This is a genomic window from Microbacterium sp. RD1 (assembly GCF_052220165.1).
Classification (GTDB): domain Bacteria; phylum Actinomycetota; class Actinomycetes; order Actinomycetales; family Microbacteriaceae; genus Microbacterium.
Genome location: NZ_JBQPOL010000002.1, coordinates 790,909 through 816,019, shown reverse-complemented (window position 1 = coordinate 816,019; position 25,111 = coordinate 790,909). Strand labels below are relative to the sequence as shown.

Below are 25,111 nucleotides of genomic sequence, written 5' to 3'. Positions count from 1 at the left end.
CTCACGCAGACGCGAGCAGGTCGCGGCGGATCCGGGCGATGGGGGCCTGCGCGTTGAACCCGGTCGCCCCGACGACGGCGCCGTCGCGGCGGTAGAGATACAGCGCTCGTCCGGCGTCCCATCGCTCGACCTCCACGTCGACTCCCGACAGATCCGGATCCCCGACGTGCTGCAGCCGCACGTCGTGCTGATCGGACCAGACATAGGGGACGGCGGCGAACGGGGTCGCGGTGCCCGTCACGATCGATGCGGCGACGTGGGCGGCCTGCTCACGCGCCGTCGTCCAGTGCTCGACCCGCTGACGCACGCCGTACCGCGGATTGTGCCACTCCGCGGCGTCCCCCACCGCCCAGACGCCCTCGACGCCGTCCGCTCGCAGGGAGCTGTCGCACCGGATGCCGTTGCCGACGGGCACGCCGGAGTCCTCGAGCCAAGCGGTGTCGGGGCCGGCGCCGACACCGACGACGAAGTGGTCGCCGGGCATGGTCTCGCCGGTGGCGAGCACGACGGCGCGGACGCGGGCGGCAGACGCGTCGACGTCGGCGACGAGCGCTCGGACACGCAGATCAACGCCGTGATCGCGGTGGCGACGGGCGAGATCTTCGGACACCTCCGGTGGGACCGCGCGAGCGATGAGACGGTCGGACGCCTCGAGCATGTCCACGGGCAGACCACGCCGGCGTGCTGCTGAGGCAACCTCGCCGCCGATGAACCCCCCGCCGATCACGACCACCCGGCCGCCGGCGTCGAGGCCGGCGCGCAGGCGCTCGGCGTCGCGCAGCGTGCGGAGGTAGTGCACGTTGTCACGCCCCTCCAGCGCGGGCAGACGCCGGGGCGAGGAGCCGGTCGCGAGCACGAGGTCGTCATACTCCCGGTCCCCGGCCGTCGTGCGCAGCGCCCGGCGCCGGGTGTCGAGTCCGGTCGCGGCGACGCCGCGGTGCAAAGTCACGTCCAGGCGCTCGAGGTCGTCGGCCGTGAGCAGGCGCAGGGCATCGCCGGCGGGGCCGCCGAGGGCATCCTTCGACACCCCGGGACGGTCGTGCGGCCACTGCTCGTCGGCGTCGACGAGGGCGACCGAACCGGTGAATCCACGTGTTCGCAAGGCCTGGGCGACCCGCACCCCGGCGACGGATGCACCGACGATGACGACGCGGCGGTGGTCGGTCATGCCCGCGTGAGGAGGATCGCGCGTACCGGGCAGTCGGCGGCGGCCTGCTCGATGTCGTCGTCTTCGCCGGGCTGCGGATGACCGTCCAGGACGAAGGCGACGTTGGTCTCGGGGTCGAGGTCGAACACGTCGGGGGCATCGGCGATGCAGTTGCCATAGCCGGCGCACTTCGTCTCGTCGATGTCGATGTGCAGCGTCATGGAGTGACCTCCCGGTCGAAGGTGAGCGGGAGTCGGCGCAGCCCGTAGTGGACGCCGGACTCGATGGAGCCGAACTCCGGTTCGCCGCCCGGACGGAAGGGTGCCAGCGCGCGGGCCTCCTCCAGCAGCATCCGCAATTCCACCCGGGCCAGGGGAGCGCCGATGCACTGATGGATTCCCCACCCGAAGGCGAGGTGCCCGCGTGCGGGGCGGTCGATGTCGAAGACGTCGGCGTGGTCGAACTGCGTGTCGTCGCGGTTCGCCGATCCGTACAGGAGCAGGACGCTCTCGCCGGCGGCCATCGTGGTGCCGTCGATCGTGACGTCCTGGGTGAGGCGTCGAGAGAACATCTGGGCGGGCGTGCGCAGCCGCAGCATCTCCTCGACGTAGCGCGGCGCGACCGACGGGTCGGCGCGCAGTCGTTCCTGCAGACCGGCATCGTTCGCGAGCAGCCAGAAGAGATGTCCCGCGGAGTTCATCGTGGTCTCGTGACCGGCGAGGGCGACGGTGTTGAGGATCGACAGCAGCTCGCGATCGTCGAGGGGGCGCCCGTCGATCTGGGCGTCGAGGAGGCTCGTGAGGTAGTCGTCAGGGCGCTCCTCACGGTGCCGATCGATCTCGCCGCGCAGGGTCGCGCGGAACTCCTCCCGTGCGGCGAGCTGGGTGTCCTGGTCGGTGATGGTCGCCGCGATCCGCTCCGTGAGCCGGCGGAACTGCTGCACCGTCTCGGGGGAGAACCCGACGATCTGGGTGAGCACCACCAGCGGAAGCGGCAGGGCGACATCCGCGATGAAGTCGCCGCCCCCCTTCGCGGCGAAGCCCCCTAGCAGGCCCCGGATGGTGTCGCGCAGGAACGTGTCGAGCTCTTTGACCCGCTGCGGGCGGATCGCGCGCATCATGATCTCGCGGTACGCGGTGTGCTTGGGCGGGTCGTAGTCGATGGGGATGGCGCGGGCGGCCGCCACCTCCGGGATGCGGTGACCGCCCGCGGAGGAGAAGACGCCGGGGTCGCGCAGTGCCGAGCGCACGTCGTCGTAGGAGCTCAGGATCCAGAACCCGCCGTAGCGGTCGGAGTGCGCGACCCGCCCCGATGCGCGCAGCGCCTCGTAGCTCTCCCACAGCCGCGACTCGCTGAGCGCGGGATCGTGGTGGTCGAACGACGACAACGTCTCGTGGGGGAAGGGGCACTTCCCCGCCGTGGGGGTGACGATCCCGGTCATGGTCTCTCGTTCCCGTCAGGCGGTGGCGCGTTGCGGGAGGTGCAGCCCCGCCGAGCCGGTGGTGACGCGGCCGGATGAGCCGGGTGCGAGGTCGATGGGGTCGCCGTACCAGGTCATGCCCTCCGGGAAGTCCACCGGCGCCCACTCGATCGCCTGCCAGTCGGGATCGAAGATCTGGTAGCCGCCGGCATACAGCTCCACGCGGTGGCCCGAACCGGGATCGAAGACGTAGAGGTACATCGCCTGCCCGATGCCGTGTTTTCCGGGTCCGACCCCGATGGTGACGTCGAGGTCGGCGAGGATGTCGGCGGCCGTCAGCGCATCGGAGAAATTCTCCAGGTTGAATGCGACGTGGTGCAGCTGCCCGTTCAGTTCGCTGCGGTTGGCGACGATGGCGAGGTCGTGCACCTGCGAGGTGACGGACATCCACGAGGCCATGACCGTGGTCGGGTTGTCGGGGAGCATGGCGAACTCGCGGCGCTTGAACCCCAGGTTCTCGCGCACCCACGACTCCGCCTGGTTGATGCGGCCCGGATCGGCCTGGATGTTGAAGTGGTCGATGCGCCGGGCGCCGAGGCCCCGTCGCCGCGAGGAGTTGCTGGGAAGCTTCGAGCGCAGATGCTCCGGGGCGAGGGGACGATCCACGTCGTAGTACAACTCGAACGGGTGCGTGCCGCCGGGCAGCTGGAACCGCACGGCGGTGCCGCGCCCGCGCTCGGTGCCCGACGGGACCTCGACCGTCTCGATCTCCTGCCGCGCCAGCTCTTCGGCGAACAGCTCCACGTCCTGGGGTCGTCCGACGCGGAAGCCGTAGGAATTGACGATGCTCTCCTCCTGCTGCGTGAGGACGAGCGAGTGATGTCCCCGCTCCATGTAGCAGCGGAGATAGGCGACGTCGCCGTCGCGCTCGACCTCTTCCATCCCCAGCACGTCGCGGTGGAACCACAGCGACTTCTCCAGGTCTGGGGTTCCGAGATTGATGGTGCCGATGTGGGCGATCGAGGGGCCGGGGTCGTAGCGATCCTGCAGGGCCATGGTCAGTCCTTTCCGGTGAGGAAGTCGAGGTGGATGCGGTCGAAGGTCTCGGTCTGCTCGTACTGGGGCCAATGGCCGGCGTTCTCGATGACCGCAAGACGCCCCGAAGGGATGAGCCCGGCGATGCGGCGGCCCTCGTCGACGGGACCGGAGGGGTCCTTCGTCGTCCAGATCACCAGTGCGGGAGCCTGGATGGCTCGCAGGTCGTCGTCGGAGAGCATGTTGCGGGCGCGGATCTCGGGATCTTGAAGGGCCATGTTCATGCGGCATGCCATCAGCCAGTCGGGCTGCTCGAAAATCGCCTGACGCGTGCGGATGAGGTCGTCGGTGACGAGCGCGGGGTCGGCCATGAGCCACTCCAGCCGCGCCTTCACGCGCTCCCACGACGGGTCCTCCGCCGCCTGCATCGACAGTGTGTACAGCCGCTCCATCACCTTCGGGTTGGCCATCGTGCCGCCCATCGTGTTGAGGACGATCCGCTCGACGCGCTCCGGGTACAGCTGGGCGAACCGCGCCGCCACCCAGCCGCCCAGGCTCTCGCCGGAGAAGAAGGCCTTCTCGGCGCCGAGGTGATCGAGCACCTCGGTGACCTGGTCGAGATAGTGCGGGATCTCCAGCGGATGCTCCGGCTTGGAGGAGTACCCGTGGCCGATGAAGTCGATCGCCCACACGTCGAAGTGCTCGGCGTGGGAGGCGAGGTTTCGCACGTACGCCTCCGCGTGACCCGTGATGCCGTGGAGGAGGAGCAGCACCGGCTTTCCCGGGGTTCCCGCGTGCAGGTACCGCGTGCGGTAGCGGGGGGTCTCGAGGAACCCCTGGCGGAACTCGACCTGCGCCAGATCCGACCACACGCTCGTATACGGACGTTCGGTACTGCTCATCGGTTGCGGACCTTCTCTCGGGGCTCAGCGGGGGCGGGCAGCGCGCCGATCGAAACGAGCAGCGTTGCCAGCGCAATCAGGCTAGGTTCGACCGTGTAGTAGGTCTATGACGAACTTTTCCCCGTTTGCATAGACGTTCGGATATCAATCGCAGGAGGTCCGGCATGGCCGACGACAACCGGATATCGCTCCAGAAGCTCGAGGTGTTCTGCCGTGTCGCCGAGCTGGGCGGGGTGCGGCGCGCCGCCGAGGAGCTCTACATCTCGCAGCCCGTCGTCAGCGCGCACATCCGCTCGCTGCAGGAGCGCGTCGGCGCGAAGCTCTTCCAGCGCGACGGGCGGGGCATCGTCCTCACCGAGGCGGGGGAGCGCGTGCTGCTGTGGGCGACCGACGTCCTGCGCGGCCGCACCGAGCTCGACAAGGAGCTCGCGAGCCTGTCGAACGGTTCCGCAGGCTCGGCCTCGGTGGGCTGCACCATCACCGTGGGCAACACGGTCCTCGCCCCCACGATCATCGCCTACAAGGTGCAGCATCCGGGTGCCCGCATCCGCCTCGAGATGTCGCCGGCCGAAGCCGCCCTCGAGGGGGTGCGCACGGGGCGACTCGACTTCGCCGTCGTGGCGGGGGACGGCGTGTTCGACAGCCGCACGTTCCGCGCGGAGCTGCTCGCCCGACCGCGCCTGGTCGTCATCGCCTCGGCCGCGAACAGCGACGTCCCCGACCGCATCGATGTGGGTGCCCTCGCCGCGCTGCCGTTCGTCGCGCCGCCGGAGGGGCTCGCCATCCGCCGGAGCCAAGACGCCGCGCTGGCCGCGATCGGGGTGCACGACCGCCGCGTCGAGATCGAGCTCGGCAGCGCCGATGCGATCAAGAGCGCCGTGATCGAGAACCTCGGGGTCGCGCTGCTGTCGCGCAACGGCGTGGCCGACGAGATCGCCGCCGGCGTGCTGCGTGAGATCGAGGTGGTCGACGCGCCCGCCATGCACGACATGGTGTTCATGGTGCACCGCACCGCGCAGCGGTTCTCGGCTCTGCAGCGAAACCTCCGTACCGTCGTCCGCGAGGCGATGATCGAGCGCTACGGCGCGCCGGCGACCGCGGACTGATACCCGCACGGGGATCAGTGCGTCGCGGCATTCGACATGGTCGTCGGCACCCCCCCGCGCCTAGCGTGGCTGCGGAACGAGGAGGTCCCATGCTCGAGCGTCGCCAGGTCGCCCGCATCATCGACACGCATCACCACGTCGGCCAGCTCGCGCTGGGCAGGGAGACGGAATCGGTCGACTCCGTCGTCGCGCGCAAGGCCGACGAGCACCGAGCGATGCTCGAGGACTTCGGGATCACCGCCGCGGCGGTCATCCCGGGCTTCCAATACGAGCGCACGCACGGGATCGCCGACACCCGGCGGGTCAACGACGCGATCGCCGCGTACCGGGACGCCGACCCCTCCCACTTCCCGGTCGCCCTGGGCGTCCTCGAGCCCCTGCACGATCTGCGGGCCAACGAGGAGGAGATCGAGCGCATCTTCGGCGACCTCGCCCTCGACGGCGTCGCGTGGCACACGCGATATCAGGGCGTCGCGGTGTCGGACCGGCGGATGCACGAGCTCGTCGAGCGCGTCGCCGACCGGGCGCGTCCCTGCTACGTCCACATGTTCTCGGAGTCGGGGCTGGAGTCGCCCTGGATGCTCGTGGACCTGGCGCTTGCCCATCCCGCGGCCACGATCGTCGCCCTCGACGGCTTCTCCAGCGCCACTCACGTGCGCTACATGGAAGACATCGCGGCCCGCTGCCCGAATGTGCTCTTCGACACCGCCATCGCCTTCCCACTCATGCGACCGATCGACACGTTCGTCGAGCGCTTCGGTGCCGAGCGGCTGATCTTCGGCACCGACTCGTACGCCAAGCCCCTGCTGTATAACTACCCGGCGATCCTGAACGAGCTGCTGTATTCCCCGATGGCGCAGGCCGACCTCGAGGCGATCTTCGCCGGGAACTTCCTGCGGCTCTTCCCCCACGCCGCCGCGCGTCTTGAGGCGGATGCCGCAGCCTGACAGAGCGTCTCAGATGGCCACGCGAGGACGGGAGAGGCGCTCGGCCTGGGATTGCAGCGCCTCCGTCGCGTCTCTCAGCGGGCGGGACAGCGCCGCAGGGTCGATGGCATCCGCCGGGCCCGACACCGACAGGGCCGCCGTGACCGCGCCGTCGGCGAGGACGATCGGCACCGCCACGCACGCCACCCCCGCCGCGGACTCCTCACGCTCCGTCGCGATGCCGCGCTCGCGCACGCGGGCGAGTTCTGCCCGAAGGGCGTCCGGGTCGGTGATCGTATGCGGCCCGACAGCCTCGAGGCCGCGCTGCAGCACCGTCTCCAGGACGGGCGCGGGAGAGAAGGCCAGCAGCGCCTTGCCGACGCCGGTGGCATGCGCGGGCACCCGCCCGCCGACCCGGCTCGGCATCTTCGGCGAGGCCCGCGCATGCAGGATCTCGATGTACACCACGTCCACGCCGCGGATGACGGCCAGATGCACGGTCAGGCCGGTCTGCTGGCGGAGCGCCTCCATCCGGGCCAGCGCCAGACGGCGCAGCGACCGCGGCCGCGACGTCGACTCGCCGAGCTCGAACAGGCGAAGACCCAGGGAGAGGCCGTCACTGCTGGCGTCGAGCAAACCGTGCTCGGCGAGCTCGCTGCTCAACCGCCACACCGTCGTCTTGGCGATCCCCGTGCGGCGGGCGATCTCGCCGACCGTGAGGGTCGTGTCGGTCTCGGCGAAGCATCCGATGATCGCCGACACGCGGCCGATCACCGAGATCGGACCATTCCGCTCAGTGGAACGCATATGCCGAGTATGCGGGCGGGGTTCCCTAGAGTCGAGCCCGCTCCCCGATCCCGACGACGAGGTTTCCGATGATCGATGACAGCCAGGTGCACGAGGCCGCCGCCGCGCTCTTCAGCGCGTACGAGACGGGAGCCGCGATCGCTCCGCTCAGCGAGACGTATCCGGGCCTGACCGTCGATGACGCCTACGCGATCCAGTCGGCGCAGATCGCCGCCTGGACCGCTGAGGGGCGCGCGATCTGGGGCTACAAGGTGGGGCTCACCTCGCGCGCCATGCAGCAGCAGCTCGGCGTCGACCAGCCCGACTACGGCTTCCTCGTCGACGGCATGGCGTACCCGGATGGCGGCGAGGTCGCTCTCGACCACTTCCTCGCCGCGCGCGTCGAGCCCGAGATCGCCTTCGTGCTCGGGCGTGACCTGCGCGGGCCCGGCCTCACGGCCGACGATGCCCGGGCGGCGGTCGAGGCGGTTGTCGCGTCGATCGAGATCATCGACTCCCGCATCGCCGATTGGCGCATCACGCTGCCCGACACGATCGCCGACAACGCCAGCTCCGCCGGCGCCGTGATCGGGAGTGTGCGGCTGCCGGTGGAGGATGTCGACCTCGCCGCGCTGACCGTCACGCTCTCGCGCGACGGCGAGAAGATCGCCGAGGGCACCGGTGCCGCCGTCATGGGCTCTCCGCTGAACGCGCTGACGTGGCTGGCGAACAAGCTCGGCGAGTACGGCGTGACGCTCACTGCCGGATCGATCGTGCTGCCCGGCAGCGTCTGCGCCGCGGCGCCGGTATCGACCGGCGACCTCATCTCCGCCGACTTCGGGCCCTTGGGCACGGTCGGCATCCGCTTTTCCTGACATCCGTTTCCCCGAGGAGGAACCATGCCCAAGACCAAGGTCGCGATCATCGGATCGGGCAACATCGGCACCGACCTCATGTTCAAGGTCATGCGCCTCAGCGACAGTCTCGAGATGGGTGTGATGGTCGGGATCGACCCCGCCTCCGACGGGCTGGCCCGCGCGCAGCGCCTGGGCATCGAGACCACCGCCGAGGGCGTCGACGGGCTACTGGCGAGCGCGCAGTTCGACGACATCGAGGTGGTCTTCGACGCCACGAGCGCCGGGGCGCACCGCGCCAACGACGCCGCCCTCCGCCCGCACGGGAAGCTCCTGATCGACCTCACGCCCGCGGCGATCGGGCCGTACGTCGTGCCCGTGGTGAACCTCGCCGAACAGGAGAGCTCCTCGAACGTCAACATGGTGACGTGCGGAGGACAGGCGACGATCCCGATCGTGGCGGCCGTCAGCGCTGTCGTGCCCGTGCACTACGCCGAGATCGTCGCGTCCATCGCGTCGAAGTCGGCCGGGCCGGGGACGCGCGCGAACATCGACGAGTTCACCGAGACCACGTCCGCCGCGATCTCGCAGGTGGGTGGGGCGGCACGGGGCAAGGCGATCATCATCCTGAACCCGGCCGAGCCGCCGATGATCATGCGCGACACCGTGCTCGTCGTCACCGACCGGCTCGACGACGCCGCCCGCGAGGCGGTCGCCGCAGCCGTGGCCGCGCAGGTCGAGGCCGTCGCCGGATACGTGCCCGGATACCGGCTCAAGCAGGACGTGCAGTTCACCGACGAGGGCGACGAACTCGATCTGCTGCTCCCCGAGGACCGGCGAAGCGGCAGCTACACGAAGGTCACCGTGTTCCTCGAGGTGGCCGGCGCCGCCATGTACCTTCCCGAGTACGCCGGGAACCTCGACATCATGACCTCGGCGGCCCTGCGCACCGCGGAACATCTCGTCGCCGCACGAAAGGCGGTGCTCGCATGAGCGCCCGGATCTATCTGCAGGACGTCACGTTGCGGGACGGGATGCACGCCCTGCGCCACCGCATCTCCCCGCAGAAGGCGGCCGAGATCGCGCGCGCCCTGGATGCCGCAGGGGTCGACGCGATCGAGGTCGCGCACGGCGACGGCCTGGCGGGGAGCTCCCTCACCTACGGCGCCGGCTCGCACTCCAACGCCGCGTGGATCGAGGCGGTCGCCGAGGCCGTCGACCGCGCCGTGCTCACGACATTGCTGCTCCCGGGCATCGGGACCCTCCACGATCTGCGCGCGGCGTTCGACGCGGGCGTGCGGTCCGTGCGGATCGCGACGCACTGCACGGAGGCCGACGTGGCCAAGCAGCACATCGAGACGGCCAAGAGCTGGGGCATGGATGTCTCGGGCTTCCTCATGATGGCGCACCTCAACGACCCCGGTTCGCTCGCGCAGCAGGCGAAGCTCATGGAGTCGTACGGCGCGGACTGCGTCTACATCACCGACTCGGCTGGGCGGCTGACGATGGACGGCGTGCGGGAGCGGGTGCGGGCCTACCGGGACGTGCTGCGCCCGGAGACGGAGATCGGCATCCACGCGCATCAGAACCTCTCGCTGGCGGTGGCGAACTCCGTCGTCGCCGTCGAGGAGGGTGCGTACCGGGTCGACGCGTCGCTGGCCGGCCACGGCGCCGGCGCGGGGAACACGCCCATCGAGCCCTTCGTCGCCGTGGCGAAGCTCCAGGGGTGGGACGTCTCCGCCGACGTCTTCGCGCTGCAGGACGCCGCCGACGACCTCGTGCGTCCGCTCCACGACCGACCCGTGCAGGTCGATCGCGAGACCTTGACCCTCGGCTACGCCGGCGTCTACTCGAGCTTCCTCCGCCACGCGGAGCGCGTCGGAGCGCAGTACGGCGTCGAGCCGCGTGCCATCCTCATGGAGGTCGGCGCTCGCGGCCTGATCGGGGGTCAGGAGGACGTCATCCCGGACGTCGCGATCGACCTCGCACGCCGGGACTGACGCCGCGCCGCCGCCCGCTGCATGGGCATCGCCCGCCGCCCGGGCATCGCCCGCCGCCGCCCGCCGCCCATCGCCCATCGCCCATCGCCCATCGCCCATCGCCGCGAGGGGTCGCATAACGCGGCATCGCTTTCACGAGGGGTCGCGCTATGCGCCAGGCGGCGCCTGCGTGCCGCGTGTCGCGACCCCTCGCGAGGGGGCGGAGGGGCGTCGATAGCCGTACTGCGAAGGATCCATCGCGGTATTCGTCATTTTCCTCAGGGTTGACGGGCTCTAGCGTGAGAGGAGAGCCCGACCATGGTGTCGCGGCACGACAGCGACGTCCGACCCGACGGAGACTCATGAGCACGCCAGCCCCCTCGACAGAGACCGCGACCGCGCAGACGGCCCCTGTCGTCGGCGCCACGCGTCGGCAGCGTCGACGGGCGATCGCGGCAAGCACCATCGGCACCACGCTGGAGTTCTACGACTTCGTGCTTTACGCGACGCTGTCGGGCACGGTCTTCCCGGCACTGTTCTTCTCCGGAGTCTCTTCGGAGCTGGGACTGTTCCTCTCCTACGTCACGCTCGGGATCGGCTATCTCGCCCGCCCGATCGGCGGGGTGATCTTCGGGCACTTCGGCGACCGGGTCGGACGCCGGACGATGCTGATGATCACGCTCATCATCATGGGCACCGCATCCGTGCTCATCGGGCTCCTGCCCTCCGCGGCCGTCCTCGGCCCCGCGGCCGCGGTGATCCTGGTCTTCCTGCGCCTCTTCCAGGGCATCGCGGTCGGCGGCGAGTGGGCGGGCGCGGCCCTGTTGGCGATGGAGAGCGCACCCGTCAAGCGTCGCGGGCTCGCCGCATCCGCGGTGCTCGCGGGAGGCCCGCTCGGTGCCGTGCTCGCGACACTGATCCTGGGCGCGATGGCGCTCCTTCCCGAGGAGGCCTACACGTCGTGGGGATGGCGCGTGCCGTTCCTGCTGTCGGCGGGGCTCGTCGTGGTCGGCGTGCTGCTGCGCCTCGGCGTCACCGAGTCGCCGGCGTTCGTGGCCGCGCGCGAGGCCGGTGAGACGGCGAAGGGGCTGCCGCTGGCCCGCGTGCTCCGGACGTCGTGGCGCGCCCTCGTGCTCACCGCGCTGGTGGGAATCGTCCCCCTGTTCGTGCAGGTGCTCACTCAGTCGGTGGGAATCGGATACTCCGTTGGCGCCGGCAACCATCCCACCGCCGTGCTGTGGCTGTTCACCGCTGCATCCGTCCTGCAGGCGATCGCGATCCCGCTGTACGCGCATGCGTCCGACAGGTTCGGCCGCATCCCGACGTTGCTCATCGGGCTGGTCGTCGCCGGGGTGCTCTTCGGTCCCGTCTTCGCGCTCCTCGGGAGCACGGCGCTGCCGGTCGTGTTCGCCGGCTTCGTGCTGATGACCTGCCTCGTGCAGGCGCCGACCTACGGGCCGTACGGCGCGTTCGCGAACGAGCACTACGACGTCGCCGTGCGGTACACCGGCGGATCACTGTCGTACCAGATCGCCGGTGGCATCGGCGGCGGCATCGCGCCCGTCCTCGGCGGCGCCATGCTCGCGGCAGGCGGGGGTTCGGTCTGGCCCCTCAGCGCCGTGTTCGCCGGCCTCGTCGTCGTCGCGCTCGTGGCGGTCATCCTGGCCCGTCACTTGCGCCCCGCCGACTGAGCAAACTCTCGCCCGACCGGCCCTCGCCGCGAAGGGTCGCTTCCTGCGACATGGCATCCGCGAGGGGTCGCATCATGCGGCATCGCGGCGCGTGCGTGCCGCGTGTCGCGACCCCTCGCGAGCGCGGGAAAGCGGTACGCGGGTAGGGGTCGGTCAGCACCGTAGGACGATGCCCCGCATCGCATCCGGTTCGTAACCTTCCGGCATCACCGGAAAGGAAACGACCATGCGCACCACCCCTCTCGCCGCCCGACACCCCGCGCGGGCCACCGCCGCCGGTGCGCCGCTGACGGTGTCGGTCGTGATCCCCGCCTACAACGAGGCGGACATGATCCAGCGGTGCCTCGACGCCGCTGCCGATCAGAGCATGCCGGCGCACGAGATCCTCGTGATCGACAACCGCTCCACCGACGACACCGCCGCGATCGTGGAGCGCTTCGTCGACGCGCATCCCGGCTCCGGCGTGCGGCTGCTTTCGCAGCACCGGATGCAGGGGCTCGTCCCCACCCGCAACCTCGGGTTCGCCGTGGCCACCGGCGACGTGCTCGGCCGCATCGACGCCGACACGGTCATCGATCGCGACTGGGTGGCCCGGGTCGCCGGCGCCTTCGCGGACCCGTCCGTCGGCGGGGTGTCGGGGCCGGTGTCGTACTACGACCTCCCCTTCGTGGGCGGGATGCGCCTCTCGGATGACGTCGCCCGCCGGACCCTGCGCTTCCTCGGACGCGACTACCCTTTCCTCTTCGGCAGCAACATGGCGCTGCGCGCGAGCGCGTGGCATGCGGTGGAGTCGTCGGCCTGCCTCGACCACGCCGACATCCTGCACGAGGACATCGACCTCTCCGTGCATCTCCACGAGGCCGGCATCGCGGTCGCGTACGTACCCCGGATGACCGCGGCGATCTCCGCACGCCGCCTCTCGACCGCGCCCGACGCCTTCCGCTCGTACACCAGGCGCTTCGAGCGCACCTACCAGGTGCACGACGTGCACCGCTGGTACCTGTCAGCGCCGCAACGTCTGCTGCAGGGCGTCTACTGGTGGGCGCGGGTCCTCAGAGCCGTCGCTCCGGCCCCCCGTGCGGCGGTGGCGGCATGACCGCCCGCGCGTCGGTCGTCATCCCCGTGCGCGACGACGCGCGCCTCCTCCCGCGCCACCCGTGCGGCGCAGGACCGCCCGGCCGGCCGGCCGACCGACGAGGCGATCGTCGTCGACGGCGGATGCACCGGCGACAGCGTCGTCGCCCGGCGGCGGCCACGACCTCCCCCCTCCGTCCCGCTCGCTCCTCCCCGCTCGGGGCTCCCGTACCGCCGGTCGGCCGAGCGCCCCCTCATGTCCGCACCGCCGGTGCGGGACTCCACCCTCTCGAAAGGCACGATCATGAACACCGTCGCATCCGTCCCTCGCCGCATCCTCTCCGTCCTGGCCTTCGTGGCCTTCCACCTGCTGGCGGCGCTGTTCGTGCTGCTATACGTGCTGATCGCGGCGGTGGTCGCGCTCGTCCGGTGGTGCGTCGAGGTCTTCCGCCGATCGGCGCGGCGTCCGCATCGCCCGGCGGTCGGCGCGAGCTGAGGCGCCGCCCGCTCTCGATCTACTCGCCCATCCCGACGCGGTCCTTCGTGCTGCCGCCGCGCCGCGGCACCTGCGCCGCGAGACTGCACCCCCGCCACGAGACAGCGGTCAGCGGCCGCAGTCTGGTGGCGCGGATGCAGTGTCGCCGCGACCTGGCGGCCCGGTCAGCGGCCGCACAGCCGAGGCGTGAAAGAGTGGGGGGAGTGTCCGCTCGGCGATGGCATGTCCACCCGAGCGAAGGGGGCTTCATGCCCGCATGGTGGGAGCACCTGCTCCACGTCACGACCGGCCGCGTACGCAGTCACGACGACCTGCCCGATCTCCGGCACCTGCCCTCGCGGCGAGTGGCCGTCGAACGCACGCATTTCCTCGTGAACGACCGCGAACGCCGCCACCAGGATCGCCGTCTCTACGTGCTGCGCCGGGAGCCGCGCTCGCACCGGCATGCGACGAGCATCGCGGTGTTCTCGAACGGCCGCGGCGTCGGCTACCTCCCCGAGCGCGTATCGCGCGACATGGCGCCGCTCTTGGACGCGCTCGGCGGCGCCGCCATCGTGAACGGCGCCGGCACGCGCGCCGACAGCATGCGGCTGCGCGTCGACCTCCCGACGCACGCGGCGCTCCGGGCCTTCGCGGCCTGAGTCCGCCCGCGCCCGGGCACCGTCCGCACCCGCACCCGCCCCGCATTCCGCGAGACTGCACCGCCGTCACGACACAGCATCCGTCGGCCGCAGTCTCGTGGTGCGGATGCAGTCTCGCGGCGCCGCGCGCGCGTCAGGCGGTCTCGCGGCGTCGCGCGCGCGTCAGGCGGTCTCGCGGCGTCGCGCGCGCGTCAGGTGTACTCGCGGCGTCGCGCGCGCGATAGGCGGCGTTCACCGGGCGGACACCGCGGCGGCGGCCGCGCGTCATCCGGCGCTGGTGGAGTGTGGCCACCTGACCCGAGGAGACCCATGTCGCGCCTGCGCCGCGGGCTCGCGACGATGGCGGTGTGCGCGCTCGGCGCCGCTGCCGCTGTCGCGCTGCCCCTACCCGCCTCCGCCGCCGAACCCGGCATCCGCATCCACGAAGTCGAGTCGGACGGGGGCACGCCCGGCGACTGGGTCGAGTTGCACAATCCCACCGGCGCCGCGATCGACGTCAGCGGCTACCTCTTCAAGGACGACGACGACAGCCGCACCTTCGCGATTCCGGCCGACACCGTGGTCGCCGCGGGCGCCTACCTCGTCCTCGATCAGAGCGGCGGCTTCGGAAACTTCGACTTCGGGCTGGGGAAGGCGGATGCGGCGCGCCTGTTCACACCGGAGGGCACGCTCGTCGACGAACGGTCGTGGACCGAGCACGCTCCGCACACCTACGGCCTCCGCGAGGGCGCGTCGCCGGACTGGCAGGCGACGACCGCCGCTACGAAGGGCGCGCCCAACACGTTCGACATCCCGGAGCCCGAGCCGCAGCCCGGCACCGTCCTCCTCAACGAGATCGACTCGCAGCCCGCGGACTGGGTCGAGCTCTACAACCCCGGGACCGAGGCGTTCGACCTCTCCGGCTACGAGTTGCGCGACAACGCCGACGACCACCGCTGGACGTTCCCGGCCGGGTCGGCGCTCGCCGGCGGCGCGTACCTCGTCGTGACCGAGGCATCCGTCGGTGCGACGGGCGGCACCTTCGCCGCCGCCATCGGCATCGGGAGCACCGACCGCATCCGCCTCTTCGACCCCACCGGCACGCTCCTCGACGACACCCTGCCGTGGACGAGCCACGCCGCGCTCGACGGCGATGCCGCGGCGGCGACCCTCGCCCGCTGCCCTGACGGTGAGGGCGGATTCCGGCTCGCCCACCCGACGCCGGGAGCGGCCAACGACTGCGTGCTGCCGAAAGTCGCGATCAATGAGATCGAGTCGAACGGCGACGCGACCGACTGGGCCGAGATCGTCAACCTCGAGGCGGCGCCCGTCGACATCTCGGGCTGGACCGTCATGGACAACGACCCGATGGGGCATGCCGGCGACGTGACGCCGTTGCCGGCCGGGAGCATCCTCGCCCCCGGCGGCCACTTCATCTTCGCCGAGAACACGCACTTCTCCTTCGGGCTTGGAAACGGCGACACGGTGACCGTGCGCGACGCCGCCGGGAAGACCGTGGCCGAGTACGCCTACCCGACCCATGCGGCCGGCGTCTGGGCGCGCTGCCCGGATGGCACGGGGGACTTCCGCGACGTCGCTCTCTCGACGCCCGGCGCCGCCAACGCGTGCGGCACGCCCGTTCGCATCAACGAGGTCGAGTCCGATGCCGGATCTCCCGACGACTGGGTCGAGCTGGTCAACCCCACGGCATCCGCTGTCGACGCGTCGGGTCTCGTCGTGAGCGACAGTGACGACACCAACGCCTACGCGATCCCCACCGGAACGACCCTCGCCGCCGGCGGATACCTCGTGCTCGAGCGTGCGACGCTCGGCTTCGGCCTCGGCGGTTCCGACGCGGTGCGTCTGTTCGAGGGCGAGGCGGTCGTCGACGAGACGACGTGGACCGTGCACGCCGCGACGACGTGGGGCCGGTGCCCGGATGCCACGGGCGCGTTCGGTGCGACCCACACGGCCACGAAGGGCGCCGCGAACGTCTGCGCCGCGCCGGCCCTGCCCTGGCCGGGTTCGCCCGACACCCGCGTGCTCGATGAGGCACCCACCTTCCTCGAAGACAGCTCGGGCCTCGATGCCGACGGTGCGGTGCTGTGGGCCGTCGACAACGGCACGGGAACGTTCTGGAAACTGGACCTCGCGGCCGACGGATCGGCGACGCCGTCTGCGGGATGGGCCGACGGCAAGCGCGCGCGGTTCGCGAAGGATGCGGCGAACCCGGCGGCCGCCGGCCCGGATGCCGAGGGCATCACTGTCGCGGGAGACGGCTACCTCTATCTCGCTTCGGAGCGCGACAACAGCGCGAAGGACATCAACAGGAACGTCGTGCTGAAGATCGACCCGAACGCTCCCGGCCCCGACGTCGTCAGCACGAAGGAGTGGGATCTCACGGCCCTCCTTCCCGCGGTCGGCGCGAACCTCGGCATCGAAGCGGTCGAGTGGGTGGCCGATGACGACCTCGCCGGAAAGCTGTGGGACGACAGGTCGGCCGCGCCCTATGACCCCGCCGGCGACCCGGGGCACGGCGACGGCCTCTTCTTCGTTGCCGTCGAAGACACCGGCGACCTGTACGCCTTCGCGCTGCGCGCGGACGGCGCCGAGCTCGTCTCGACGATCGACCCGGGCCTGGCCGGTGTGATGGCGCTGGACTGGGACGCGGCGCTGGGTCTGCTGTGGGCGGTCTGCGACGACGGATGCGACGGGGCCGCGGCGCAGGTGACGCTCGACGGAACCGCCAGCCCGGGCATCGTGCAGATCGAGCGGCCGGCGAACATGCCGAACGTCAACAACGAGGGCTTCGCGACGCTCCCGACCGCCATCCCCGGCACCGCGACGCGGGCGGCGTGGTGGTTCCAGGACGGCGCCGCCTCCGGTGCGCTCCGCCTCGGCACGCTCCCTGCGATCTCCGTCGACCCGGGTGAGCCCGGCGGTCCGGGTGAGCCGGGCGGCCCCGGTGAGCCGGGCGGCCCGGGTGAGCCGGGCGGCCCGGGTGAGCCCGGCGGACCCGGTGAGCCCGGAGGACCGGGAGAGCCGGGCGGCCCCAGTGAGCCCGGCGGCCCCGGTGAGCCCGGCGCCCCGTCGCTCCCGTCAACGGGCGGGAGAGTGACGCCGCTGCCGGCCTCGGCGCTCACCGACGCCAATCGTGGCGGCGTGATGGCGCCGCGCACTGCCGCCGCCGGAGCATCCGTCATCCTCGACGTCGGCGCGCCCCACGCCGGCACCGCGGTCGAGGTGTGGCTGTACTCGACGCCGGCGCGCATCGCCACGGGAGTGCTCGACGCGCAGGGACGCATCACGCTGACGATTCCGGCCTCGACCCCTGCCGGGCAGCACCGGCTCGTGGTCTACGCCGCCGACGGGACCCTCCTCGGCTGGGCCCCGCTGCGCGTCACGGCGCTCGCCGCGACGGGTGAGTCGACCTCGGCCGGCCTCGCGCTCGCCGGCGGTCTGCTGCTCGTCGCCGGCGCGGCGGCCGTCGTGCTACGTCGCCGGCGCGCGGCATAGCACGCCCCGCGCCCGCGAAACTCCATCTGCGGCACGAGACTGCAGCCGTCGTACGCAGTCTCGTGGCGCAGATGCAGTCTCGCGGATGGCGCGGATGGCGCGGATGGCGCGTGGCGCGGGGGCGCGGGGCGCGAGGCTACGCGCGGGGCTGCGGAGGAGCGGCGTCGAGCGCGGCTCGCATCCGCCCCAGCGCCTCGCGCATCTCGGAGCGGTGCGGTTCGGGCAGATCCGTGATGTACGACACCCCGGCGGGGACCCACGACATGCCGTACATCGTCTCGCGCCAGTCACCCCCGCCCACCGGCCACCGAGTCCGTTCCACCCCCTCGGCCGTCGCGCCCTGACCCCACTGCCCGAACGCGTCGAGCATCTCGGAGAGCGGCAGGTCCATCACGACGTCGGTCTCGACCGGCTGGCGCACCCACGATCGCGCGACGAGGATGAACTCCTCGACCTCCTCGGGAGTGAGCGGATGCGGCTCGAACAGCACGCGCGTGTGCTCGACGTCGGCGAGGCGGTCGACGCGGAACGTGCGCCAGTCGTCGCGTTCGAGGTCCCAGCACAACAGGTACCAGTGCCGGTCGGCGGGGGCGAGATGGTGCGGCTCGACGCGGCGTCGCGTCACCTCGCCGGATGCGGATGCGTAGGTGAAGCGCACGCGCTCGCGGTCGCGGCACGCCAGCGCCAGTTCGCCGAGCACAGCGGTCGAGACGACCTCGCCCGCCGCGACTCCCACCGGCCGTACGGTATCCGCCAGCGCGTTCACCCGTCGCCGGAGGGCCGACGGCAACACCTGCTCGAGCTTCGCCAGGGCCGTCAGGGCCGTCTCGTCGCCGCCGACGAGTCGCTGCGACGCCGCGATCCGCAGCCCGATCGCCATCGCGACGGCTTCGTCGTCGTTCAAGAGCAACGGCGGCACCGCGCTCCCGGCTTCGAGGCGGTATCCGCCGGCCGCGCCGGGCGTCGACTCGATGCGGTAGCCGAGGTCGCGCAGCCGCTCGACGTCGCGCCGCACCGTACGCTCGGTCACGCCCATCCGCCGTGCCAGCTCGGAGCCGGGCCAGTGCCGGTGCGTCTGCAGCAGATTGAGCAGCGACAGCGCACGAGTCGTCGTATCGGACATGTTCCGAAGTCTGCCGGACAACGCGGACCGAATGTGTCCGCAAAGGCTCCTAGCCTGCCGGCATGACGAACGATACGATCCTCGAAGCATCCGGACTCACCAAGCGCTTCACCGTCAAGAAGAAGGTCGTCGAGGCGGTGACCGACCTCTCCTTCGCCGTCGCGCCGGGCGAGCTGGTCGCCTTTCTCGGACCCAACGGCGCGGGCAAGTCCACCAGCCTCCGTATGCTGACGACGCTTCTCCCGCCCACCTCCGGCACCGCGCAGGTCGTCGGGCACGACATCCTCCGCGAACCCGCCGCCGTCCGCGCCCGCATCGGGTACGTCGGGCAGCTCACGAGCGGCAGTTTCTCGCAGCGCGTGCGCGACGAGCTGCTCAGCCAGGGCGCGTTCTACGGCCTGGGCCGGGCCGCATCCGTCGTCCGCGCCGACGAGCTCATCGCCTCGCTCGACCTCGCCCCGTTCGCGACGCGGTCGGTGCAGCAGCTCTCGGGCGGACAGAAGCGGCGCCTCGACATCGCCCTCGGCCTCATGCACGCTCCGCCGCTGCTGTTCCTCGACGAACCCTCGACCGGCCTCGACCCGCAGAGCCGCGCGAACCTGTGGCAGCACATCCAAGACCTCCGCCGCGAGCACGGTACGACCGTCTTCCTCACGACGCACTACCTCGAGGAGGCCGATCGCTACGCCGAGCGGGTGATGGTCATGGACAAGGGCCGCGTCATCGCCGACGACACCGCTGCGCGCCTGAAGGCTGAGCTGGCCGGCGACGTGCTCACCCTCGGGTTCGCGGAGGCTGCGGATGCCGACGCCGCTGTGCCCGTCATCGCCGCGCTCACCGACCGCGAGGTGCGGCGTCAGGACGCCGCATCCGTCACCCTCACGGCGCCCGACGGGGAGGCGCTTCTCCCGGCGGCGATCCGCGCGCTGGATGCCGAGGACATCGCCGTCACCCGCGCCACGGGCGTGCCGCCCACCCTCGACGACGTCTTCCTCGCCCTCACCGGACGCACGCTCCGCGAGGCCGGCGAGGGCGACACCGAAACCCCGGATGCTGCCGAACCCACCGCATCCGCCCAGCCGACAGGAGCCTCCCGATGACCGCCACCACCCCCGTCCGCCCGAACGCCGCTCGCGACACCTGGAACGTGCTCACGCGCGAGATGCGTCCGGTCGTGCGCGACCCGTTCACGCTCATCTTCAGCCTCGTGCAGCCGCTGGTGTTCCTCGGGCTGTTCGCGCCGCTGCTCATCGGCTCGTCGGGGGAGCCCGCCGCCGCGACGCTGCAGTGGTTCGTGCCCGGCGTGCTCGTCATGATCGTGCTGTTCGGCACGGGAGCGACCGGATCGAATCTGCAGTACGAGATGATGACCGGCTCCCACGAGCGCACCCTCGTCGCGCCGCTCGTGCGCTCGTCGCTGCTGGTCGGGCGAGCGCTCAAGGAGATCGTGCCCATCCTCGTGCAGTCGCTGCTGATCGTGCTGATCGCGTGGCCCTTCGGCTTCTCGATCCACCCGCTGGGCCTCGTCGCCGGCCTCGCACTGCTGGCGATGTTCGGCGTCGGCCTCGGATCGCTGTCGTATGCGCTGGCCCTGGCGACGAAGGACCGCGAGTGGCTCTTCTGGGGCGTGCAGCAGACGCTGATCTTCCCGCTGCTGATCCTGTCGGGGATGCTGCTGCCGCTGGATGACGCCCCCGGGTGGATGAAGGCGGTGTCGACGGTGAACCCGATCAACTGGGTCGTGCAGGCCGAGCGCGCCCTGTTCGCCGGCGAGCTCGGGGCGTCTGTCGTGCTGTGGGGGTGGGTCTCTGCGCTGGCTCTCGCCGTGGTCGGCCTGTGGGTGGGCATCCGGAGCATGCGCCGCTCCGGGTGATGGGGATGCGGTGATGCTCGGCCGGGGCGGACGCGCCGTCGACGCCGGAAGACTCGACCGGGGGGACGAGCTCTCCTGCCGGCCGAGCGTCTCGTCGGCCCGGTGGAGCCCCGTCACGGGCGGTGAGCCACGCGCGGTGAGCCGACCGCGGCCTTCGGAGCCGACCGCGGCATGGTACGCCTCTCGTGACGATTAGGCGACCCCGGCGGACCCCCCGTATTCCGCGCTTACGGTTCACCGAGGAACGCAAACCCACTGTTGCCCTCCGGCTCATCGCGTCACCACGTCCGGGGGACCGACGAGAGACGACGCCTGCATCGAGCGCGTCTGATCGTCGGATGCGAGGAGCATCATGAACGAGGTCCGCACCACCACGAAGGCTCCGGCCCGCAGAGCTGGCAGCCGCGGCGCGAGCGAGTTCACCGCGCTGGCGCAGATGATCCGCGATCGCGGGCTGCTGCGCCGACGGTACGGCTACTACTGGTCGAAGCTCATAGGCCTCCCCCTCGTGCTCGCCGCGGCGCTGCTGGCGTTCGTGTGGATCGGCGACACGTGGTGGCAGCTGTTCACGGCGGCGTTCCTCGCCGTGCTCTTCACGCAGATCGCGTTCCTCGGACATGATGCCGCCCACCGGCAGATCTTCATCTCCGGTAAGTGGAACGACTGGGTGAGCCTGGTGCTCGGCAACCTCCTCATCGGGATGAGCTACGGATGGTGGCAGCACAAGCACACCCGTCACCACGCCAATCCGAACAAGCTCGGCTCCGACCCCGACATCGAGCTTCCGGTCATCGTCGTAGCGCCGCAGCATCCGGTTGCCCGGGGGAGGATCGTGAGCTGGTTGCGGGCGCATCAGGGCATCTTCTTCTTCCCGATCCTCCTGCTGGAGGGCCTCTCGCTCCACGCATCCGGTGTGCGACGCGTCGTCACGCCCGGAGAAGTGCGCCGGCGCTGGGTGGAGATCGGGTTCCTCGCCATCCGCCTCGCCGGATTCCCCGTCCTCATCTTCCTCGTGCTCTCGCCGGGGATCGCGTTCGTCTTCCTCGGTGTGCAACTAGGGCTCTTCGGCCTCTACATGGGCCTCTCGTTCGCGCCGAACCATAAGGGGATGCCGATCGTGCCACGCGATGTGTCGTTCGACTTCCTCCACCGGCAGGCGACGATGAGCCGCAACATCCGCGGCAGCCGACTGATCGACACCGTCATGGGCGGACTGAACTATCAGATCGAGCACCACCTCTTCCCCTCCATGCCGCGCCCGCACCTCCGCAAGGCCGCGCCTATCATCGCCGCGTACTGCCGCGAGCACAACGTGCCGTACGTGCAGACGGGGCTGTTCGCGTCATACGCGATCGTGGTGCGCTACATCAACCGCGTCGGCCTGGGGGAGCGCGACGTGTTCGCGTGCCCGCTCGTCGAGCAGCGCGGCGTCCTCACCGCGACGTGACCGTCTCGGCGCCCCGCGAGCGCCGGCACGCAGCCGTCGTCTTCCATCCGCGCAAGGCCGTGCTGGGCCGCCTCCGCCCCGCCGTCGCGGAGGAGGAACGACTGCACGGATGGGGGCGGACACGCTGGTACGAGACCCGCAGCGACGATTCCGGGTGTTCGGCTGCGCAGCAGGCGCTCGAGGACGGCGCGGCAGTGGTCCTCGTCGCCGGAGGTGACGGCACGGTCCGTGCGGTCGCCGAAGTGATCCACGGCACGGGGGTGGCGATCGCGGTGATCCCCGCCGGCACCGGCAACCTGCTCGCCCGGGAGCTGCGCACGCCGCTCGACGACATCTCGGCGTGCGTGTCGTCCGCTTTCAGCGGGGCGGTCCGGGCCGTCGACGTCGGGGTCGCCGAGCTCGAGGACGACACCGGAGCCCGGCGAACGCACGTCTTCGTCGTGATGGCCGGCATGGGGCTAGACGCGGAGATGGCACAGAACACCCACGCGCTCGCCAAGAAGCATCTCGGATGGTTGGCTTACATCACCCCGATCGCCCGGTCCATCCTCGTCAATCGGCTGTTCCACCTCGATTACCGGGTGGATGGCGGGCGCGCCCGATCGACGCGGGCGCACACCGTGATCGTCGGCAATTGCGGCACACTCGCCGGCAACATGCTGCTGATTCCCGCTGCCGTGATCGATGACGGCCTGCTGGATGTGGTCATGATGCGCCCGAAGGGCCGCTGGGGCTGGGCCGGCATCGGCGCGCGACTGACCCTGCAGGGTTGGGCCCGTCGCTCCCGCTTCACCGGGCGGCTGCTCGAGGGCTCTGCGGAGCTGCGTTCACTCGCCTATGCGCATGGCACGCGGTTCGAGGCGCGCTTCGACACGCCCCACTTGCTGCAACTTGACGGCGACAGCCTCGGGTACGTCTCCCGCGTGCGCATCAGCATCCGCCCGGGCGCGCTGCACGTGCGCACCGCGGGGTGAGCCGAGCGGCGGGGGCTACGCCTTCGCGCCCCGCGCTCGCTGGCGCAGGATCCCGAAGATGATGGTGCCTACGAACAGCACGATTCCGATGATGGCCAGCCAGAGCAGGCCCTCGAATACGAATCCCACGATCGACAGCACCACCCAAGCCACGAGCAGGATGAGAAGGACCGTCCACATGCCGCTAACGCTACGCGCAGATCGGCGCGCACCGGAGGGGCTTCCCAAACGGCCGCGGGCGTGCGTGGCGCTCCCGGTCGGGGTGCACAACCGGCGCGCGCGAGGTCTCGCCGGGGAGGCTGGTGAATTCGAGCTGCCATCCGAGAGCTGACGGACAGTCCACGCCGTCTCGGATTTCAGGGTGTGATGTCGGGTGCAGAGGTGGGCGAGGTTGCCGAGCGCGGTCGAACCGCCCTCGTGATGTTCGCGATCGTGGTCGATCTGGCACCGGTGCGCCCGTTGTCGGCATCCGAAACCTCGACAATGCTGGTCGCGGGCTCGCAGGAAGCGGCGTTGGTCGGCCGCGGCGGTGTATCGGTCGACCTCGAGCACTGTGCCGAGAAGGGTGAGCACGGGGACCACGGCCTGCACCTGAGCGCGGATCGCCCCGAACCGCGTAGTCGAGCACGGCTCGCTCCCACGCGGCGCGCACCGCGTCGTCGGCGACGGGGAGCGCTGTCTCCACGATCACCTCGACATGCCGAGATCCCTGCGCTCGCCATCGCGGCGAGGGTGGCGCGAATTCCGTCACGAGGGTGAAGGCGTCAGCCAGCTCTTTCTGCGCGGTGACGTCGTGCATGTGAGTGGCGAACCCCACCTCCGCGGCCAGTGACCGCATCGGCATCTCGCGCTCGGCGAGTTGCGCGACACCATGCGCTCCGTCTGCTCCTGAGCCACCGCGGCCAGTGAGCCCGAGGTGCCGGATGCGTGTCGCCTGCGCTTCGCGGCGTCTGCATCGGCGCTCAGCAATCCGGCGAGGCTCTTGTCGCCTCCCACCTGGGGAGGCGAGGACGCAGGTGGAGGGCGCTGCTCGCCTCGTCTGGCATTGCCTTGGTCTCCTTCGGCTGGCCGCCCGAAACAACGCGGAATGCACGGCGGACGGCTCGGCCCGCGGGTTCTGACCCGAGGTGGCCGGAGGCTGGCACTGGGCCGCGACCGTGCGAGGGAGTAGCGTCGCCGGGGCGGAAGGAGGCGCCATGACCCCTCGCGTGCAGCCCACAGCGGATGCGTCGCTGGCGTACGAGGTCCACGGCGAGGGTGCACCGCTCCTCGCGTTCCACGGTGCGTACTCCTCCCGGACCGAGGTGCGCGGATTCCTCGAGCCGATGCTGGACGGACGGCGGATCCGCCGCATCTACGTCGACCTTCCCGGGCATGGCGAGTCGCGTCCGTCGGGCGGAGTGCGAACGCCCGACGACATGCTCGACCTGCTCGACGAACTGCTGGCTGCCGAAGCATCTGGCGAGAGGTTCCTCCTGCTCGGTCACTCCTATGGCGGGCATGTCGCCCGCGCCGTGGCGGCCCGTCACGGCGAACGGGTCGCCGGGATCGCACTGCTGTGTCCGATGCTGCCGGGCGAGCAGGAGGCGGCGCCGGCGGTGGTCGTGCGGGACGAACGGGTCGGTGCGCAGCTCGACGAGACGCAGCGCGAGGCGTTCGAGGGATACTTCGTCGTGCGGGCGGCTGACACCCTCGAGCGCTTCCTGCGGGTGGTGGCGCCGGCCACCGGCCCCGTCGACCACGCGACGCTCGAGAACGCCCTCGGGCAGGGGCCTCATCGCGTCAATCCCGATACGGCCGCGATCGATGCGCCCGTGCTCGTCGCCTCCGGTCGGCACGATGCCTGGGTGGGATGGCAGCGGCAACAGCGGCTCGGCGACCAGTACCCGCACGCGACGGTGGTCACGGTCGACGGCGCCGGCCATGCGCTGCCGCACGAGCGGCCCGCGCTCGTGGCCGCGCTGCTGACCGACTGGCTCGACCGCGCCGGAACGCCGCGAGACTCGGTCGCAGGGACGTGACCCCGTCGGCTCGCCCAGGTAGCCGTTGACCGTCGCCCCGTCGTGAAGCATCCGGTGGGCTGGACCTCTGAGCGACAGAGCTGACGTGCCGGACGAGCGAGGCGTGACTCGAGACCGCGTG

At 71.0% G+C, this 25,111-nt stretch carries 23 protein-coding genes; 15 read left to right on the top strand and 8 right to left on the bottom strand.

The genetic code is table 11. From position 1 onward, the window contains the following. Nucleotide 1: 1 nt before the first annotated feature. Genes ACTU3I_RS12705 through ACTU3I_RS12685 form a run of 5 tightly spaced genes read right to left on the bottom strand, consistent with a single transcriptional unit; the run spans nt 2 to nt 4,504 of the window. Nucleotides 2–1,168, bottom strand: a complete 1,167-nt coding sequence (locus tag ACTU3I_RS12705) for an NAD(P)/FAD-dependent oxidoreductase (protein WP_442926060.1) — start codon at nt 1,166–1,168, stop codon at nt 2–4. Continuing rightward, the gene (locus tag ACTU3I_RS12700) at nt 1,165–1,368 is read right to left on the bottom strand and encodes a ferredoxin (RefSeq protein ID WP_442926059.1); all 204 of its coding nucleotides are present in this window, start codon (nt 1,366–1,368) and stop codon (nt 1,165–1,167) included. The genes ACTU3I_RS12705 and ACTU3I_RS12700 overlap by 4 nt, the downstream gene beginning before the upstream one ends. Then, nucleotides 1,365–2,588 (bottom strand): cytochrome P450, encoded by a 1,224-nt coding sequence (locus ACTU3I_RS12695; RefSeq protein WP_442926058.1) that lies wholly within the window; start codon nt 2,586–2,588, stop codon nt 1,365–1,367. The genes ACTU3I_RS12700 and ACTU3I_RS12695 overlap by 4 nt, the downstream gene beginning before the upstream one ends. A gap of 15 nt (nt 2,589–2,603) precedes the next feature. Further along, nucleotides 2,604–3,623, bottom strand: coding sequence for a VOC family protein (locus tag ACTU3I_RS12690; RefSeq protein WP_442926057.1), 1,020 nt, complete (start codon nt 3,621–3,623; stop codon nt 2,604–2,606). 2 nt (nt 3,624–3,625) lie between these two features. Further along, on the bottom strand, nt 3,626–4,504 hold the full coding sequence (locus ACTU3I_RS12685; protein WP_442926056.1) for an alpha/beta fold hydrolase: 879 nt from the start codon (nt 4,502–4,504) through the stop codon (nt 3,626–3,628). A 164-nt stretch (nt 4,505–4,668) separates the two neighbouring features. Between ACTU3I_RS12685 and ACTU3I_RS12680 the strand changes: the two genes are divergently transcribed. Further along, complete coding sequence (locus ACTU3I_RS12680) at nt 4,669–5,610, top strand: LysR family transcriptional regulator (RefSeq protein WP_442926055.1); 942 nt, start codon at nt 4,669–4,671, stop codon at nt 5,608–5,610. Nucleotides 5,611–5,699: 89 nt separating this feature from the next. Next, the gene (locus ACTU3I_RS12675) at nt 5,700–6,557 is read left to right on the top strand and encodes an amidohydrolase family protein (protein WP_442926054.1); all 858 of its coding nucleotides are present in this window, start codon (nt 5,700–5,702) and stop codon (nt 6,555–6,557) included. A gap of 9 nt (nt 6,558–6,566) precedes the next feature. Here ACTU3I_RS12675 and ACTU3I_RS12670 read toward each other — a convergent pair whose 3' ends face one another. Beyond that, the gene (locus ACTU3I_RS12670) at nt 6,567–7,343 is read right to left on the bottom strand and encodes an IclR family transcriptional regulator (protein ID WP_442926053.1); all 777 of its coding nucleotides are present in this window, start codon (nt 7,341–7,343) and stop codon (nt 6,567–6,569) included. Nucleotides 7,344–7,411: 68 nt separating this feature from the next. Between ACTU3I_RS12670 and ACTU3I_RS12665 the strand changes: the two genes are divergently transcribed. The 8 genes from ACTU3I_RS12665 to ACTU3I_RS12630 all read left to right on the top strand — a co-directional run bounded on the left by ACTU3I_RS12665 (nt 7,412) and on the right by ACTU3I_RS12630 (nt 17,552). Further along, nucleotides 7,412–8,197, top strand: coding sequence for a 2-keto-4-pentenoate hydratase (locus ACTU3I_RS12665; protein WP_442926052.1), 786 nt, complete (start codon nt 7,412–7,414; stop codon nt 8,195–8,197). Nucleotides 8,198–8,221: 24 nt separating this feature from the next. Then, nucleotides 8,222–9,169, top strand: coding sequence for an acetaldehyde dehydrogenase (acetylating) (locus ACTU3I_RS12660; RefSeq protein ID WP_442926051.1), 948 nt, complete (start codon nt 8,222–8,224; stop codon nt 9,167–9,169). After that, nucleotides 9,166–10,176 (top strand): 4-hydroxy-2-oxovalerate aldolase, encoded by a 1,011-nt coding sequence (gene dmpG / locus ACTU3I_RS12655; protein ID WP_442926050.1) that lies wholly within the window; start codon nt 9,166–9,168, stop codon nt 10,174–10,176. The genes ACTU3I_RS12660 and dmpG overlap by 4 nt, the downstream gene beginning before the upstream one ends. A 341-nt stretch (nt 10,177–10,517) precedes the next feature. Then, complete coding sequence (locus tag ACTU3I_RS12650) at nt 10,518–11,846, top strand: MFS transporter (RefSeq protein ID WP_442926049.1); 1,329 nt, start codon at nt 10,518–10,520, stop codon at nt 11,844–11,846. A 226-nt stretch (nt 11,847–12,072) separates the two neighbouring features. Continuing rightward, nucleotides 12,073–12,942, top strand: coding sequence for a glycosyltransferase (locus ACTU3I_RS12645; RefSeq protein ID WP_442926048.1), 870 nt, complete (start codon nt 12,073–12,075; stop codon nt 12,940–12,942). Between the two features lie 234 nt (nt 12,943–13,176). Next, entirely contained in the window at nt 13,177–13,416 is a 240-nt protein-coding gene (locus ACTU3I_RS12640) for a hypothetical protein (RefSeq protein WP_442926047.1), read from the top strand. A gap of 248 nt (nt 13,417–13,664) precedes the next feature. Continuing rightward, complete coding sequence (locus ACTU3I_RS12635) at nt 13,665–14,057, top strand: HIRAN domain-containing protein (RefSeq protein WP_442926046.1); 393 nt, start codon at nt 13,665–13,667, stop codon at nt 14,055–14,057. Between the two features lie 309 nt (nt 14,058–14,366). Continuing rightward, nucleotides 14,367–17,552, top strand: a complete 3,186-nt coding sequence (locus ACTU3I_RS12630; protein WP_442926045.1) for a lamin tail domain-containing protein — start codon at nt 14,367–14,369, stop codon at nt 17,550–17,552. Nucleotides 17,553–17,688: 136 nt separating this feature from the next. Here the strand turns inward: ACTU3I_RS12630 and ACTU3I_RS12625 are convergent, their stop codons facing one another. Beyond that, entirely contained in the window at nt 17,689–18,675 is a 987-nt protein-coding gene (locus tag ACTU3I_RS12625) for a helix-turn-helix transcriptional regulator (RefSeq protein WP_442926044.1), read from the bottom strand. 62 nt (nt 18,676–18,737) lie between these two features. Here ACTU3I_RS12625 and ACTU3I_RS12620 point away from each other — a divergent pair, with 62 nt between their 5' ends. The 4 genes from ACTU3I_RS12620 to ACTU3I_RS12605 all read left to right on the top strand — a co-directional run bounded on the left by ACTU3I_RS12620 (nt 18,738) and on the right by ACTU3I_RS12605 (nt 22,969). Further along, nucleotides 18,738–19,775 (top strand): ABC transporter ATP-binding protein, encoded by a 1,038-nt coding sequence (locus ACTU3I_RS12620; RefSeq protein WP_442926043.1) that lies wholly within the window; start codon nt 18,738–18,740, stop codon nt 19,773–19,775. Beyond that, nucleotides 19,772–20,548: an ABC transporter permease gene (locus ACTU3I_RS12615; RefSeq protein WP_442926042.1), complete on the top strand. Its 777-nt coding sequence runs from the start codon at nt 19,772–19,774 to the stop codon at nt 20,546–20,548. The genes ACTU3I_RS12620 and ACTU3I_RS12615 overlap by 4 nt, the downstream gene beginning before the upstream one ends. 352 nt (nt 20,549–20,900) lie before the next feature. Then, complete coding sequence (locus ACTU3I_RS12610) at nt 20,901–21,995, top strand: fatty acid desaturase family protein (RefSeq protein WP_442926041.1); 1,095 nt, start codon at nt 20,901–20,903, stop codon at nt 21,993–21,995. Beyond that, nucleotides 21,992–22,969, top strand: a complete 978-nt coding sequence (locus ACTU3I_RS12605) for a diacylglycerol/lipid kinase family protein (protein WP_442926040.1) — start codon at nt 21,992–21,994, stop codon at nt 22,967–22,969. Before ACTU3I_RS12610 ends, ACTU3I_RS12605 begins: the two co-directional genes overlap by 4 nt. A 15-nt stretch (nt 22,970–22,984) precedes the next feature. Here ACTU3I_RS12605 and ACTU3I_RS12600 read toward each other — a convergent pair whose 3' ends face one another. Then, nucleotides 22,985–23,149 carry a hypothetical protein gene (locus tag ACTU3I_RS12600; protein ID WP_442926039.1) on the bottom strand — a complete coding sequence of 55 codons (165 nt, stop codon included), beginning with the start codon at nt 23,147–23,149 and terminating at the stop codon, nt 22,985–22,987. A 1,016-nt stretch (nt 23,150–24,165) separates the two neighbouring features. Here ACTU3I_RS12600 and ACTU3I_RS12595 point away from each other — a divergent pair. Beyond that, complete coding sequence (locus ACTU3I_RS12595) at nt 24,166–24,990, top strand: alpha/beta fold hydrolase (protein WP_442926038.1); 825 nt, start codon at nt 24,166–24,168, stop codon at nt 24,988–24,990. Nucleotides 24,991–25,111: the final 121 nt, after the last annotated feature.

Bases quoted from the DNA above. Each gene is read 5' to 3' on its own strand.
- ACTU3I_RS12685 (WP_442926056.1), bottom strand. From the start codon at position 4,504: ATGAGCAGTACCGAACGTCCGTATACGAGCGTGTGGTCGGATCTGGCG.
- ACTU3I_RS12695 (WP_442926058.1), bottom strand. From the start codon at position 2,588: ATGACCGGGATCGTCACCCCCACGGCGGGGAAGTGCCCCTTCCCCCAC.
- ACTU3I_RS12705 (WP_442926060.1), bottom strand. From the start codon at position 1,168: ATGACCGACCACCGCCGCGTCGTCATCGTCGGTGCATCCGTCGCCGGG.
- ACTU3I_RS12595 (WP_442926038.1), top strand. From the start codon at position 24,166: ATGACCCCTCGCGTGCAGCCCACAGCGGATGCGTCGCTGGCGTACGAG.
- ACTU3I_RS12600 (WP_442926039.1), bottom strand. From the start codon at position 23,149: ATGTGGACGGTCCTTCTCATCCTGCTCGTGGCTTGGGTGGTGCTGTCG.
- ACTU3I_RS12690 (WP_442926057.1), bottom strand. From the start codon at position 3,623: ATGGCCCTGCAGGATCGCTACGACCCCGGCCCCTCGATCGCCCACATC.
- ACTU3I_RS12640 (WP_442926047.1), top strand. From the start codon at position 13,177: ATGTCCGCACCGCCGGTGCGGGACTCCACCCTCTCGAAAGGCACGATC.
- ACTU3I_RS12630 (WP_442926045.1), top strand. From the start codon at position 14,367: ATGTCGCGCCTGCGCCGCGGGCTCGCGACGATGGCGGTGTGCGCGCTC.
- ACTU3I_RS12680 (WP_442926055.1), top strand. From the start codon at position 4,669: ATGGCCGACGACAACCGGATATCGCTCCAGAAGCTCGAGGTGTTCTGC.
- ACTU3I_RS12670 (WP_442926053.1), bottom strand. From the start codon at position 7,343: ATGCGTTCCACTGAGCGGAATGGTCCGATCTCGGTGATCGGCCGCGTG.
- ACTU3I_RS12625 (WP_442926044.1), bottom strand. From the start codon at position 18,675: ATGTCCGATACGACGACTCGTGCGCTGTCGCTGCTCAATCTGCTGCAG.
- ACTU3I_RS12645 (WP_442926048.1), top strand. From the start codon at position 12,073: ATGCGCACCACCCCTCTCGCCGCCCGACACCCCGCGCGGGCCACCGCC.
- ACTU3I_RS12615 (WP_442926042.1), top strand. From the start codon at position 19,772: ATGACCGCCACCACCCCCGTCCGCCCGAACGCCGCTCGCGACACCTGG.
- ACTU3I_RS12660 (WP_442926051.1), top strand. From the start codon at position 8,222: ATGCCCAAGACCAAGGTCGCGATCATCGGATCGGGCAACATCGGCACC.
- dmpG (WP_442926050.1), top strand. From the start codon at position 9,166: ATGAGCGCCCGGATCTATCTGCAGGACGTCACGTTGCGGGACGGGATG.
- ACTU3I_RS12620 (WP_442926043.1), top strand. From the start codon at position 18,738: ATGACGAACGATACGATCCTCGAAGCATCCGGACTCACCAAGCGCTTC.
- ACTU3I_RS12665 (WP_442926052.1), top strand. From the start codon at position 7,412: ATGATCGATGACAGCCAGGTGCACGAGGCCGCCGCCGCGCTCTTCAGC.
- ACTU3I_RS12650 (WP_442926049.1), top strand. From the start codon at position 10,518: ATGAGCACGCCAGCCCCCTCGACAGAGACCGCGACCGCGCAGACGGCC.
- ACTU3I_RS12610 (WP_442926041.1), top strand. From the start codon at position 20,901: ATGAACGAGGTCCGCACCACCACGAAGGCTCCGGCCCGCAGAGCTGGC.
- ACTU3I_RS12635 (WP_442926046.1), top strand. From the start codon at position 13,665: ATGCCCGCATGGTGGGAGCACCTGCTCCACGTCACGACCGGCCGCGTA.
- ACTU3I_RS12675 (WP_442926054.1), top strand. From the start codon at position 5,700: ATGCTCGAGCGTCGCCAGGTCGCCCGCATCATCGACACGCATCACCAC.
- ACTU3I_RS12700 (WP_442926059.1), bottom strand. From the start codon at position 1,368: ATGACGCTGCACATCGACATCGACGAGACGAAGTGCGCCGGCTATGGC.